Annotated in this window: 12 protein-coding genes; 4 read left to right on the top strand and 8 right to left on the bottom strand. The window is 35.1% G+C overall.

All coding sequences use genetic code 11. The annotated features are described in order from the left end of the window. Positions 1–9 precede the first annotated feature (9 nt). Positions 10–708: a lipoyl(octanoyl) transferase LipB gene (gene lipB, locus LNQ34_RS13530; RefSeq protein ID WP_202702954.1), complete on the bottom strand. Its 699-nt coding sequence runs from the start codon at positions 706–708 to the stop codon at positions 10–12. 5 nt (positions 709–713) lie between these two features. Beyond that, positions 714–1469, bottom strand: a complete 756-nt coding sequence (locus LNQ34_RS13525; RefSeq protein ID WP_230000139.1) for a hypothetical protein — start codon at positions 1467–1469, stop codon at positions 714–716. Positions 1470–1724: 255 nt separating this feature from the next. Here LNQ34_RS13525 and lysS point away from each other — a divergent pair, with 255 nt between their 5' ends. From lysS to LNQ34_RS13510, 3 genes are all read left to right on the top strand, one after another. Beyond that, on the top strand, positions 1725–3425 hold the full coding sequence (gene lysS / locus LNQ34_RS13520; protein ID WP_070905511.1) for a lysine--tRNA ligase: 1701 nt from the start codon (positions 1725–1727) through the stop codon (positions 3423–3425). 87 nt (positions 3426–3512) lie between these two features. After that, positions 3513–4844, top strand: a complete 1332-nt coding sequence (locus LNQ34_RS13515; protein WP_230000138.1) for an AAA family ATPase — start codon at positions 3513–3515, stop codon at positions 4842–4844. Beyond that, complete coding sequence (locus LNQ34_RS13510) at positions 4841–5347, top strand: hypothetical protein (RefSeq protein ID WP_230000137.1); 507 nt, start codon at positions 4841–4843, stop codon at positions 5345–5347. Before LNQ34_RS13515 ends, LNQ34_RS13510 begins: the two co-directional genes overlap by 4 nt. A 44-nt stretch (positions 5348–5391) precedes the next feature. Here the strand turns inward: LNQ34_RS13510 and LNQ34_RS13505 are convergent, their stop codons facing one another. The 4 genes from LNQ34_RS13505 to LNQ34_RS13490 form a co-directional block, all read right to left on the bottom strand. Continuing rightward, entirely contained in the window at positions 5392–5994 is a 603-nt protein-coding gene (locus LNQ34_RS13505) for a hypothetical protein (protein ID WP_230000136.1), read from the bottom strand. A 71-nt stretch (positions 5995–6065) separates the two neighbouring features. Next, entirely contained in the window at positions 6066–7091 is a 1026-nt protein-coding gene (locus tag LNQ34_RS13500) for a 2-hydroxyacid dehydrogenase (protein ID WP_230000135.1), read from the bottom strand. An 89-nt stretch (positions 7092–7180) separates the two neighbouring features. Beyond that, positions 7181–7597 (bottom strand): hypothetical protein, encoded by a 417-nt coding sequence (locus tag LNQ34_RS13495; RefSeq protein WP_230000134.1) that lies wholly within the window; start codon positions 7595–7597, stop codon positions 7181–7183. 78 nt (positions 7598–7675) lie between these two features. Further along, positions 7676–8599 (bottom strand): DUF4274 domain-containing protein, encoded by a 924-nt coding sequence (locus LNQ34_RS13490; protein WP_230000133.1) that lies wholly within the window; start codon positions 8597–8599, stop codon positions 7676–7678. Between the two features lie 241 nt (positions 8600–8840). On the opposite strand from LNQ34_RS13490, the gene LNQ34_RS13485 reads away from it, so the two are divergent. Continuing rightward, positions 8841–9278 carry a DUF4890 domain-containing protein gene (locus LNQ34_RS13485; protein ID WP_230000132.1) on the top strand — a complete coding sequence of 146 codons (438 nt, stop codon included), beginning with the start codon at positions 8841–8843 and terminating at the stop codon, positions 9276–9278. 48 nt (positions 9279–9326) lie between these two features. Here the strand turns inward: LNQ34_RS13485 and LNQ34_RS13480 are convergent, their stop codons facing one another. Together LNQ34_RS13480 and hemL are read right to left on the bottom strand one after the other, a co-directional pair. Beyond that, entirely contained in the window at positions 9327–11801 is a 2475-nt protein-coding gene (locus LNQ34_RS13480; RefSeq protein WP_202702945.1) for a zinc-dependent metalloprotease, read from the bottom strand. Positions 11802–12189: 388 nt separating this feature from the next. Beyond that, positions 12190–13476 (bottom strand): glutamate-1-semialdehyde 2,1-aminomutase, encoded by a 1287-nt coding sequence (hemL, locus tag LNQ34_RS13475; RefSeq protein ID WP_230000131.1) that lies wholly within the window; start codon positions 13474–13476, stop codon positions 12190–12192. Positions 13477–13528: the final 52 nt, after the last annotated feature.

The raw sequence follows: 13528 nt of genomic DNA, 5'->3' as shown, positions 1-13528 counted from the left end.
CTCTTTTTTTTAAACAAAGTCCGCTTCAAACAAATGGGTTAAATGTTTGATAATTTTCGCTTTTACTTCTGCTTCATCAACTTTTTCTACACCCAGTTCTACCTGTAAGGAAGTAACTCCTTTACCACGGATTCCACATGGGATAATGTTATCAAAGTACCCCAAATCGACATTTACATTTAAAGCAAATCCATGCATGGTTACCCAGCGTGACGCACGAACACCAAGCGCACAAATTTTTCTGGCAAACGGAGTTCCAACGTCCAGCCAGACTCCTGTTTCACCGTCACTTCGTCCGGACTTTAAACCGTATTCTTCTAAAGTGAGGATAATCGATTCTTCGAGAAAACGTAAATACTTATGAATATCGGTAAAGAAATTCTCTAGATCTAAAATGGGGTAGCCCACAATCTGTCCCGGCCCATGATAGGTAATATCACCACCACGATTGATTTTATAGAAGGTAGCTCCTTTGGCCTCCAATTGTTTTTCGTTCAAGAGTAAGTTCTCGAAATCACCGCTTTTTCCTAATGTGTACACGTGTGGATGCTCTACAAACAACAAGTAGTTGGGTGTTTCTAAATCAAGCTCTTCTCTTCTGTTTCTGATTTTTAGGTCGACTATATCCTTGAACAGTTCTTCCTGATATTCCCAGGTCGATTTATAGTCTCTGCTTCCTAAATCCTGAAGTTGGATTTTTTTATTCATCTTAATTATTTTTCAAACTCAACATCAAAGTTAAGTTTGTCAGGATTCTCCATATAATCCGTGAAAGGGTATTGAATTGTAACTGTTTTTCGGTCTTCACTAAACAAAGCGGTCGGATTTGATACTTTTTTAATGCGTTTTGGAAAATGGTATTTTAAAACATAAGTAGAAGATGCAAAAACCATTTTTGACATTTCGGCTGTCGTATCTTTCACTTTCTCTGCTTGTTTTTGTTTGTCGACTGTCGCTTTACGGGTAAATTTCTTTCCGTCGTAATTAAAACTTACTTTACTGTTGTTGTCTCCCAAACCACCTACAAATGGTGTTGAAGCATCTGCTCCGCCAACCAGCTTTTGAAGTGTATTCACCGATTGTAATATATCATGTAAGTCATTTACTTTTTTAAAGTCTTCCGAAAATGTCATCAGAAATTCTTTTTTCTCCTCATTCACTTTGATATTCACCACAAGATCTTCCAATTTTTTTATTTCACTCTGAACTTCCGGAGATAATTTTGAAATGCTTTCCCCTTTATCCGCCAATAGCTGTTTGAAGGTAAAAGTAGAATCCATATTTTTTTTGTTATTCGCTCCCAATTGATTACCAATCTGATCTCCTGCCATTGCCATTAAAGAAGAACCGTCCATATCTAAAGAAAATTTTCCGGTTCCGTTATCACTTACATAAATATTTTCGGTAAAAGTACAGCTTGCCAGAGTGGCAAATAAAAAAGAAAAACTGAGTAACTTATATAATTTCATTGTGGCTAATTTTTTCTCAAAGATACGAAGTTTCGTTAATTGTTTAATTGGTGATTTGTTTAATCGTTTAATCGTTTTGTTGGATTCTTAGATTCTCAGAACCTCATAATCTTAGAATCTTAGAAAAGAAACAAGTGGATAGCGGGACAAAACTACCTTGAAAACCTGAAAATTACTGCTTCAAAAAATCTAAAATCAGCATTCTGAAATCTACATTCTTTTCTTTATCTTTGCACACTTAAAAAAGAGCACAAAATGGCATTATCAGAACAAGAAATCATCCGAAGAGAAAAACTTCAAAACTTACGCAACTTAGGAATCAATCCTTATCCGGCTAATCTTTTTCCTGTAAATCATACTTCAAAGCAGATAAAGGAATCTTTTGAGGAAGGTAAGAAGGTGATCGTTGCGGGACGTTTGATGAGTGTGAGAGATCAGGGAAAAGCTTGTTTTGCTGAATTGCAGGATAGTGAAGGGCGTATTCAATTGTACGTGAATCGCGATGTTTTGTGCGAAGGTGACGATAAAACGTTATACAATCAGGTTTTTAAAAAATTAACCGATTTAGGAGACTTTATTGGTATCGAAGGAGAATTGTTCACGACTCAGGTTGGAGCGAAATGTATTCGTGTGAGCGGGTTTACTTTTTTGAGTAAAACATTACGTCCGTTGCCTTTACCAAAAGTTGATGAGGACGGAAATGTACACGATGCTTTTAATGATGCTGAATTGCGTTACAGAATGCGTTATGTAGATCTAACGGTGAATCAGCATGTTAAAGAAACGTTTATCAAACGTACCAAGTTGTTTACCGCTATGCGTGGTTATTTTAACGATGCCGGATATCTTGAGGTTGACACACCGGTTTTACAATCGATTCCCGGCGGTGCTTCGGCAAGACCTTTTATCACGCACCATAATTCGCTTGATATTCCGCTTTACATGCGTATTGCAAACGAATTGTATTTAAAAAGATTAATTGTTGGTGGATTTGAAGGTGTTTATGAGTTTTCCCGAAACTTCCGTAATGAAGGAATGGACAGAACACATAACCCTGAGTTTACTGCAATGGAAATATATGTAGCCTACAAAGACTACAACTGGATGATGGAATTTGCAGAAGGCCTGCTGGAACATTGTGCGATTGCCGTAAACGGAACAAGCGAAGTTACTTTTGGTGAGCATAAAATCAACTTTAAAGCGCCTTACGCTCGTGTTACGATGACGGATTCGATCAAACATTTTACCGGTTTTGATATCTCAGGAAAAACAGAAGAAGAACTTTTTGAAGCTGCAAAAGGAATGGGAATCGAAGTTGACAAAACAATGGGGAAAGGAAAACTAATCGATGAAATCTTTGGTGCAAAATGTGAAGGAAATTACATTCAGCCTACTTTCATTACGGATTATCCAAAAGAAATGTCTCCGCTATGCAAAGAACACCGCGATAATCCAGACTTAACCGAACGTTTTGAACTAATGGTTTGTGGTAAAGAAATTGCGAATGCTTATTCTGAATTAAACGACCCAATTGATCAAAGAGAGCGTTTTGAAGACCAAATGCGTCTGGCTGCAAAAGGTGATGATGAAGCAAACGGTATCATCGACGAGGATTTCTTAAGAGCTTTAGAATATGGTATGCCTCCAACATCAGGAATGGGTATTGGAATGGACCGTTTGATTATGTATCTAACCAATAATGCATCAATTCAGGAAGTTTTATTATTCCCGCAAATGCGCCCGGAGAAAAAACAGACTGTCGAATTATCAGACGAAGAGAAATTTATCGTTGATTTATTGAAAGGAAATGAAAACAAAATGGATCTTCAGCAACTAAAAATTACTGCTAATTTAAGCGGTAAAAAATGGGATGCATCCATGAAAAACTTATCTAAACATGGCCTGACTAAAGTCGCTGTTGAGGGTGAGTTTAAATTTGTGGAATTGGTAGGATAAATTCCTTAGAAATAATATTAAATTTAAAAAGGAGCTTTTACTAAAGCTCCTTTTTCTTATATAAAAATTTTCCTTAATTTTGAAAACATGGAAAGAGCAAGACTTGTTGTTAAAAATTTCGGACCTCTAAAAGATATTAATATCGAAGTTAGAGAAATGGTGACTTTTATTGGAGCGCAAGCATCGGGAAAAAGTACTTTAGCTAAATTAATTTCGATATTGGAAGATGAAGATTTTAGAAGAGATGACACAATATCTTTTGAAGAAGAATTAAAAAAATATAACATTTTTAATTATTTAAAAAAAGACACATTTATATCTTACGACAATATTAATTATCTCGAAAAAAGCCCTTACTCTCTCGATTACAAAGAAGGTATTTTTTTGAAAGGAACAGCATATAGATATCTATCTGTCATTAAAGAACTTAGCAAAGACAAAAGTTTAAATCAAAAAAAACTAACCGAAAATTTAAAAGAAATTCTTTGTTCAGAATTAAAAGATTGCTTACTAAAGGATCTTAAAAAAACGTTAGATATTTTCCCAAGTAAAACTCAAAAGAATAAATTTAAAAAATTTATCAGTACAGAAATTCTGATCACAACATTTAAGAAAATTGGTATAGATAAAATATTTGAAATATTAGACAAAGAACAAAATACTGAAAATTATATTAAACTATACGAAGATTTAATCAGTCTTTTACCCAATCTATATTTATTTGACTCCCTATATATTCCTTCCGAAAGAAGTTTTTTGCATTTAATTGAAGGAAATGTCATAGGCTTAATTAAAAATAAAATTCAAATTCCAGATCATATCCTTAATATTGGTCAAGAATACGAAAAAGCCATTCAAACTATTAAAGAGTTACCTCTAAGCATAATTGATAAAAAGATAAAATACAAAAGAGAAGGTAAGACTTCATATATATATCATAATGAAAATGAAAAAGTTAATCTATTAGAATCAGCGTCAGGCTTACAATCAATAATTCCAATTTTACTTTTAGTAGAATACTCTAAAACTTTAAAAGAAAAATACAACTTCAATTTTGTCGTTGAAGAGCCTGAATTGAATTTATATCCAAAAGCACAGCATGAATTAATTAAATATTTAGTTAAGAATTGTTTGTTCGATAGAAAAAATTTAATTCTTACAACTCATAGTCCTTTTGTCTTAGCATCTATTAATAACTTACTACTAGCTTATGATAAAGGGCAGAAAAATCCAAAAGAGGTAAATAAGATTATAAATAAAGAATCTTGGCTTAATCCTAAAAATTTTATTGCCTATGAATTGAAAAATGGGAAGGCAAAAAAAATAATGAATGACAGACTAGGGCAGATTTCTGAAAATATGATTGATAGTGTTTCTGATACTTTTGCAGATGAATTTGATAAATTATTAGACTTATGAGTTCCGAAGAATTATTAGCTCATTTTCCTAATTTAGAAAAAGATGTTTGCTATAGAATATTAGACAATTCCATTTATTATCTTGAAGAAATTAAAGATTCAACAGTTCAACTAAAAACTGAAGAAGAACACTGGAATCTCTGTTTGGAAAATGAAAATTTGAAGAACATTTTGTTTCTAGAAAACGAATATTCAATCATGAAAAATGAAGGTTCAAAAAAGTGTGATTGGTCAATATTTGAAAACAACAACATTTATTTTATTGAATCAAAAGATGTTAAACCAAGAAATAGAAATAAAGAAAGAAAAGATGCAACTAAACAATTAATTGCAACTATTGAATTCTATAAATCAAAAATTGACTTAGATTCTATCTCAATTTTTTCACAAATCTGTTTTCAATCCAAATCAAAAATAGTTAAAGCTGGAGATCAGGCACGAAAAGTTTTATTTAAACAATATAACTCAGAATTTTCAGAAGGTAATCTTATAAAATTCGATTAATATTTCAAACGCGACAGGCTTTAAAAACCTGTCGCGTTCACTTTTTAAAACGAGTACTTCTCCAACTTCTTCCCATCGATATCCAAAACCTTTGCACTTTCTCTTGAAGCATCCTCTTTGACAACTTCCTGAACAGATGGATTTGACGGATATTTTCCGTTTTTCAGTTTTAGAAGATGAAATTTCCCTCCACTTACTGCTATTAGATTATAGAATTTTTCAGATACTGAAGTGGTTACATAAATTGGAAAATCAGTTACCGTAAAAGAATTAATCAGACTTCCGTCATTATTTAAAATGTATCCTGAGCAGCCACCACTTCCACAAAAATAGGAATTAGAGAAGCCTACAAAATACTCCTCTTTCTGATCATTATTTAAATCAAATGCATCATAATAAAAAAACCTATCCTCTTTTGTCAGTGCTGGCAAATCTTTCTTCAGCAATACCAGAAGCTGCTTTCTGATTAACTCTACCGTTTTATCGTCTTTTACAGGAGTCTCACTCACAGCTGCTGTTCCGGTTGCTGTTTTTGTTATGGTGTCAGTTGCAATGGCCTCCACAACATTTTCTTTTTCTGTTTTTTCTTTATTCTGACACGAAATCATTCCTAAAATTACAAATGCCATTAAAATTTTTCTTTTCATATTTTCTCTTTTTTTTTTACAATTACACTTCTAAACGCGAAAGGTTCTAAAAACCTGTCGGGTCTGTTAATTTAAACTAACAAGGCAGTTTTATTTTCAATATCATTCTCTGCCAATAAAGACTTTATATTGTTAAAGGTCACCAAGGCGATCTGCGTTAAAGCCTCATTCGTAAAAAAGGCCTGATGGGCCGTCACCAATACATTTGGAAAACTCATTAAACGCTGAATCGCATCGTCCTGAATAATATCAGCCGAAAGATCCCTAAAGAACAATTTCTCCTCCTGTTCGTAAACATCAATTCCTAAATAGCCTATTTTACCTTCTTTCAAACCTTCAATAACAGCCGCTGTTTCAATCAAAGCCCCACGGCTGGTATTGATGATCATCACGCTGTCTTTCATTAAAATAATAGACTCCTTGTTAACAATATGTTTCGTCTGATCGTTTAAAGGACAGTGTAAGGAGATTATATCACTGGACGTAAAGATTTCTTCCAACGAAACAAACCGAACGCCGTCTTTTTCCATTTCTGCGCTTGTCACGATATCATACGCCAGAACTTTACAGCCAAATCCTATCGCAATCTTTGCAAAAGCTTTTCCAATATTCCCTGTTCCAATGATTCCGACAGTCTTCCCAAACAAATCGAATCCTAATAAACCATTTAGTGAAAAATTTTGTTCCCTAACTCTATTGTAAGCTTTATGTGTTTTTCTGTTCAACGTTAAAATCATTGCCATTGCATGCTCCGCAACAGCCTGAGGCGAATAAGCCGGAACGCGGCAAACTTTTAAATTGTACTTTTTAGCAGCATCCAAATCAACATTATTGAACCCCGCACAACGCAAGGCAATAATCTTCACTCCTTTTTCAGCCAATTGTTTCAATACTGCTTCATTGACAATATCATTCACAAAAACACAAACAATCAACGCTTTTTCAATCAATGCAGCCGTTTGAGGATTCAATTGTGTTTCAAAGAAATCCAATTCAAAACCAAACGAATCATTGTATTTATTAAAGAAGGTTTTATCGTAAGGCTGTGTTGAAAAAAAAGCTATTTTATTTGTATTTACTGTATCCTTTAAACTCATCTTGATTACTATTTTTTGAGATTTTTAACTTCCTGTTCTACTAAATTAAACAATTCTTCTGAAGTAACTTCTGATCCTGAAAAATCAACTTACTTTAAATATTCTTTTCCATGTGCAACAACCAATCCGTCTTTTGGGCAAAGACAGGAAACATCATAACCTAAACTTTTAAGGATCTCCAAACCATCCATCACTGCAACTTTATTGCCACCATTCCATGCCTTTTTCAATCCGTATAAAATGCATTCTCTGATATATTTTGGCCGGTTTAAATTGACGCTTTCGGTTTCTTTATCAGATACTCTGGTTAACACTACTCCAGTATTTAAAGGGTTTCCAGCATACAAATCTTCCCATGTAACAAAACTGATTTTCAATGGAGTTTGTTTATGACCTTCCAGGAATATCGTTATTTCAAATGTTGCCGCTTCTGTATCAAGCGCATACTTAGTAACGCTTTTGTACCAATAAACATTCTCTTCAACTGTAATTTTTCTTAATCCCATACGTGTAAAATGTTACCCTTTGAAAAACCAAACGATCTCTTCGTCTCTCTTTTTTAGCAAAAAAATCCTTCCTGCTTGTTATCCTCTAAACTTCAAATGATCGGTGCTAAACAATAATCCGATTCCGCTGTAAGGATCTCTCTTTAGATCATAAAAATTATTTACTCCCTTCATCTCTTTGTACAAATCAGAAATGATCGAAGCAGGTTGAAATCCATCTATGGTATGATTGATAATCGTATCTGCCAAACAGGTCAACTCTTTTGTACTATTGGTAACCCCCAGATTATTTCCGGTTTCCCAATCCCAGACAATCCACTCCCAATTGTGCTTTTTATGCATACAATCCATCCATAAATAAGACAAATTTTTAATTTTGACCTTCCCTGGTTCATTGTTTTTCCAATATTCGACACTTTCAACAATGGCGTTTACTGCCCTATCTGTATCGTCATAAACAAAGTCCGGATTTGAAAGCTGAATAATCTTTATAGCATCTGCTATACGGCTGGCGATCGTTTTCAGCTCTTTTTCGTTCGGATTTCTTAAAAAAGCAAATTCAATATCCTGTCGTTCGAAAGCTATTCCTTTTGTCTTAGTCAACATTTCAGACGGAATACCTTCGAGATTGGAATTTTCATCCACAAAACTTTCTTTGGGATCAAAGGAAAAATTCTCGTCCTGATAAAAACCGTTAACATATCTTTCCTCAATTTCTTTCAACAATTTATATTGCTCGAAATACAAATCTTCTCTTGCCTCATCCTCACTTTTAAACCTGCAAAAATAATCAGGCTGCAGCAGCCAATACAAACAAAGAACTGTTCCCTTATCAAGTGTTTTTTGTTTGACAATCCACTCAAAAGGTTCGATTCCATCATCATAATTCCAGTTTTGAACAAACTGATGTAATTCTGCTGCAGTTAACTTCTGATAGGACATCTCTCCGTTTACTGCTTTTAAAACCCGGTTTTTATTTTTTTTGCTAAATAATTCTTCCATTTTTTGATTCTGATGATAAGTGTCTCTTCTTTCTATTATGAAAACAAATTTAATTAACCTTTTCTTATAAAAACATGATAAAAAACATAGACTGACAAAACCATTATTAAAACACTAAAGACCAAGCCGTAAACCTTTTTCACGGCTAGTTTTGTTAAATAAACTATAATTACGACAATCTCGTTAAACCTCTTTCATCCGCTAAAGTCTAAATGCTATAAACAATTAAAAAACGTACCTCATGAAAAAATTAATTATTGCAGCTTTCTTATTCGTTGGAATAGCGAGTTTTGCACAAGAAGCGGATCAGTCTGTTCAACCACAAAGAGAGCGACTAACTCCGGAACAACGCAATGACAGACAGTTAAAGAAACTTACTTCTGAACTAAATTTAGACGCCAATCAACAAACTCAGATAAAACAGCTTCTGGCTGACAGAAGTGCTAACGCTGAAAAATTTAGAGAAGACCGTAAAAACAGAAAAGACAGTGGTACAAAGCCAACAACAGAAGAAAAGGCTGCTTTTAAAAAACAAATAATGGATGAAAAAACAGCTAACGATGCCAAAATGAAATCGATACTGAATGACGACCAATACAAAAAATGGACCGCTTTACAGGACGAAAAAAAAGAAAAAGCAAAAGAGAAAGCGAGAGAATACAAAAAAGGAAATAACTAGTATCATTCATAAAAAAAGAGGCTTAAAAGCCTCTTTTTTTATAAGTTCTTATTTCGGATTAAGAATTAAGTCAATTCTCTTAATACAATCCTCGTAATGGTATTTGGTTTCTGCATTTACAGGTCTTGCTTTTGCTGCCAAAAGTATACTTCTTAATGCATTCAATTCTCCTCGAACCAGGGCTCTGACATCAGATTGTCCCACATTATAATACACCGTTGATCTGTCAGATGGCTTTATTTCTTCTGTCATTAAGGCTCCCATTCGATCCATATAGCCGCGTTGCAGGTTTCTTCTATAAATCGTAACATTTCCTGGTGTTGCGGCCTCTTTCCAGATTCCTTTTCGTGTATCTCTTAATAAATCCAGTGCTTTGTAAGTGTCTGCTCCAAGAATTTCATTATCAACCAATCTGCCGATACGTCCAATACTAAGCAAACTATTTAGCTGTCTCACCTGTAAGCTTCTGAATTTCTCTGCATAACCTGCAAAATCCGTATTCTTTAAAGTTGTTACATTTACGATCCATGTTGGTGATGCAAAAGCATTGGTCTGAAGCCAGTTCATTGCCTCAATTTGTTTCGCTTTCGGTACTACCTCATAAACACTTCCTGCCTGATTTGGATTTTTAGTATTTTCATAAACTCCGCCAACATTCGTCACCACATGACCTACATATCGGCTCCAAACGTCTAACATTTCTTTATACAATTCGTCCAGATCTTCATAATTATTGGTCACGTTACTGGTCCATTCATTTAAATGCGCAGCAACATATTCCAGATTTTTAAGTCCATAAGTACTCGCTTTCATTGAATTATTTCCAATATCTTCGGTTTGCGAAGTAGGGTCAAAAGCACTACTTTGTTTTCCAAATTTATACAAAGGATTTCCGGCTTTGTCCAAAATCCATTTGTCCAGAGTTGCTTTTTCGTCCTGAGGAGATTTTGCATTTGGAATCACTCTGTACCCCCAGTTTAAAGCATAGTGATCGTAAGCCCCCATTTTACGAATAAAACGAATATTTTTATCTCCCGGCTGCGCGATATAATTGTATCTCGCATAGTCCATTATACTGGCAGAAATTCCGTTTTGCTGGGTAAAATCACCATTTCGGTAACTTTCTACGTCATAGGCACAGCTTGCGCCCATATTATGCGGAAAACCTAAAGCATGACCCACTTCGTGAGCGATTACCATACGCATCATCTCTCCCATTTCTTCGTCGCCGGTTTGTAAAGTTCTGGCTGATGGGTTTGCTGCTCCGGTTTCTAGTAAATATCGGTTTCTGTAGGAACGTAAATGATTGTGGTACCAAATCACATCGCTTTCGATTATTTCACCGCTTCTTGGATCTGAAACACTCGGACCAACTGCATTCCGCGTGGTACTTGCAACATAACGAACAACAGAATATCGAACATCTTCCGGACTAAAATCAGGATCTTCTTCTTTTGTCGGAGCATCTTTTGCGATAATTGCATTCTTAAATCCTGCTGTTTCAAAAGGCTTCTGCCATTCTTCTATTCCTTGTTTGATATACTTGCGCAATTTTTCAGGAGTCGCAGGATCCAAATAGTAAACGATAGGTTTTACCGGTTCAACTAGTTCTCCTCTTGCATAGGCTTCCGGATCTTTTGGTTCCAATCTCCAACGACGAATGTAGGTTTTAAGATCTGATTTTAATTCATTACTTCCATAATCGTACTGACTTACGGTAAACCAACCAACTCTTGGATCTGCTAGCCTAGGCTTCATTGGCACTTCAGGCAATAAAATCATCGACTGGTTCATCTGAATACTAATCGATTCTGTATCTTCCAGCATCGATGGCTTTGAAGCATTATAGGTCATATCCTGAATGACCTCGATATTCATCGGAAAACTCTTGATGGTATTAATAAAACTTCTCGAATCATCAAGCCCTTTTACTTTATACATTTCACGCATTTCTGCCGATATTCCGCTGATAGCCTTAACATCAGTACTGTAAAATTTGGTAACATCCACAACAGTGTTGGCCGAATCTTTACTAAAAGCTACAATATCAAATGCAAATAAAGTAGGTTCATAGTTATTTGATTTTACCGAAATACTAATCGGTAAACTATCATTGGCTACCGCATTGTATGATTTTGATTTGATCAGAATTTTATCCTGAAAACGCTGCCAAACAATTAATTGCTCATTAGTTTCCGATCCTGCATTCACATAACCGCCACCCAAATTAGAAGGCAGTTTTGACAATCGGCTTACTAAAAGCATGTCTTTGTTCAGGTATTTATTCGGAATCTCGAAATAGTATTTTTTATCGACTTTGTGCACTTTAAAAAGTCCGTCATCTGAGATAGCGTCTTTGGTGATTACTTTACTATAGTCTTTAATTGCTGACTCCGGTTTTTTCTCCGGCGAGGCAGCTGCCGATTCGTCTTTTTTAGATTTTTTCTTATTTGATTGTGCAAATTGAGAAGTGGGAAATAGCACAAATGCCGCTATTGTAGTTAAAATGAGAAATTTCTTCATTTACTGCAGGTTTAATGGTTATTTAATAAACAAAAATAATTTTTATCCTGAATATACGACGGAAAACCCATTTATTAACTTTTCATTAACTACTTACTGATTTTAGAATTTAAGTTGTAAAACGAGACCGAATATTGTGAAATATATTCTGTAAAATGCAAACTGCGACTGTAAACTGTGACTGTAAACTGCGACTGTAAACTGTGACTGTAAACTGTGACTGTAAACTGTGACTGTAAACTGTGACTGTAAACTGCGACTGTAAACTGCTACTGTAAACTGTAAACTGTAAACTGTAACTGAAAACTACAATGAAAAAAAGACCCAGCTTTACTAAAAAAACTGAGCCTTCAATTGAAAAAAAAATATATACTTTAATTTCTAAGATTTAAAAAGTCTTCGAAACTTTATCGATTGCATTGATTGTAAAATCCAGGTCTTCATAAGTTAGTGCATCGGTAATAAACCAGGTTTCATAAGCCGATGGGGCAATATAAACACCTTCTTGTAACAAGCCGTGGAAGAATTTCTTAAACGTTTCATTATCGCCTTTCGCAGCAGTTTGAAAATCAACAACCGGATTTGCATCAAAGTGAACAGAAATCATCGACCCTACTCTATTGATGGTAAAAACAACATTATTCGCTTTCAATACCCTGTCGATTCCAGCTTCTAAATATGCTGTTTTTTCTTCTAAACGAGTAAAGATTGCCGGATCATTATTTAGTGCCTGTAACATTGCCAAACCTGCAGCCATTGCCAGCGGATTACCGGATAATGTTCCTGCCTGATATACCGGACCAAGCGGTGCCAGATAGTTCATAATTTCTTCACGGGCTGCAAATGCCCCTACAGGTAAACCTCCACCAATTACTTTTCCGAAAGTCACAATATCGGCATTGATGTTGTACAATTCCTGAACTCCACCACGAGCCAGACGGAAGCCTGTCATTACCTCATCAAAAATCAGTAAAATTCCGTTTGCGGTACACAATTCTCTTAAGCCTTCCAGAAAACCTTTTTGAGGCGGGATACATCCCATATTTCCGGCAACCGCTTCGATAATAATGGCAGCGATTTCGCCTTTATTAGCTTCGATTAAAGTTTTTACATTCTCTAAATCGTTGTATTTTGCCAATAAAGTATCTTTTGCCGTTCCTTCCGTAACTCCGGGACTGTTTGGTGATCCAAATGTCACGGCACCACTTCCGGCCTGAATCAAAAAGGAATCAGAATGTCCGTGGTAACAGCCTGCAAATTTTACGATTTTATCTCTTTTAGTAAATCCTCGAGCCAGACGAATGGCACTCATACAAGCCTCTGTGCCTGAATTTACAAATCTTATTTTATCAATATTCGGAACCATAGAAACCGCTAAAGCAGCAATCTCCGTTTCTAATTCCGTTGGCATACCAAATGAAGTTCCCAGTTTTGCTTTTTCGATTACCGCATCCACAACTGGCTGATAAGCATGCCCTAAGACCATTGGCCCCCATGAATTGATATAATCGATTAATTTATTTCCGTCTTCGTCATACAAATAAGCACCTTTGGCACTTTTTACAAAAATTGGAGTTCCACCAACCGCTTTAAATGCTCTTACCGGTGAATTTACTCCTCCCGGAATTACTTTTTCTGCTTCAGCAAAAAGCTGACTACTTCTTTTATAAATCATTATGATTTTAAATTTTAGATTTCTGAATTTAGATTTTAGATTTTAACGAATT

The organism is Flavobacterium lipolyticum (genome assembly GCF_020905335.1).
GTDB lineage: Bacteria > Bacteroidota > Bacteroidia > Flavobacteriales > Flavobacteriaceae > Flavobacterium > Flavobacterium lipolyticum.
This window is presented reverse-complemented; position numbering and strand designations above follow the sequence as displayed.

Excerpts from the sequence above, each read along its gene's own strand:
- lipB (WP_202702954.1), bottom strand. The coding sequence starts at position 708 with ATGAATAAAAAAATCCAACTTCAGGATTTAGGAAGCAGAGACTATAAA.
- LNQ34_RS13525 (WP_230000139.1), bottom strand. The coding sequence starts at position 1,469 with ATGAAATTATATAAGTTACTCAGTTTTTCTTTTTTATTTGCCACTCTG.
- lysS (WP_070905511.1), top strand. The coding sequence starts at position 1,725 with ATGGCATTATCAGAACAAGAAATCATCCGAAGAGAAAAACTTCAAAAC.
- LNQ34_RS13515 (WP_230000138.1), top strand. The coding sequence starts at position 3,513 with ATGGAAAGAGCAAGACTTGTTGTTAAAAATTTCGGACCTCTAAAAGAT.
- LNQ34_RS13510 (WP_230000137.1), top strand. The coding sequence starts at position 4,841 with ATGAGTTCCGAAGAATTATTAGCTCATTTTCCTAATTTAGAAAAAGAT.
- LNQ34_RS13505 (WP_230000136.1), bottom strand. The coding sequence starts at position 5,994 with ATGAAAAGAAAAATTTTAATGGCATTTGTAATTTTAGGAATGATTTCG.
- LNQ34_RS13500 (WP_230000135.1), bottom strand. The coding sequence starts at position 7,091 with ATGAGTTTAAAGGATACAGTAAATACAAATAAAATAGCTTTTTTTTCA.
- LNQ34_RS13495 (WP_230000134.1), bottom strand. The coding sequence starts at position 7,597 with ATGGGATTAAGAAAAATTACAGTTGAAGAGAATGTTTATTGGTACAAA.
- LNQ34_RS13490 (WP_230000133.1), bottom strand. The coding sequence starts at position 8,599 with ATGGAAGAATTATTTAGCAAAAAAAATAAAAACCGGGTTTTAAAAGCA.
- LNQ34_RS13485 (WP_230000132.1), top strand. The coding sequence starts at position 8,841 with ATGAAAAAATTAATTATTGCAGCTTTCTTATTCGTTGGAATAGCGAGT.
- LNQ34_RS13480 (WP_202702945.1), bottom strand. The coding sequence starts at position 11,801 with ATGAAGAAATTTCTCATTTTAACTACAATAGCGGCATTTGTGCTATTT.
- hemL (WP_230000131.1), bottom strand. The coding sequence starts at position 13,476 with ATGATTTATAAAAGAAGTAGTCAGCTTTTTGCTGAAGCAGAAAAAGTA.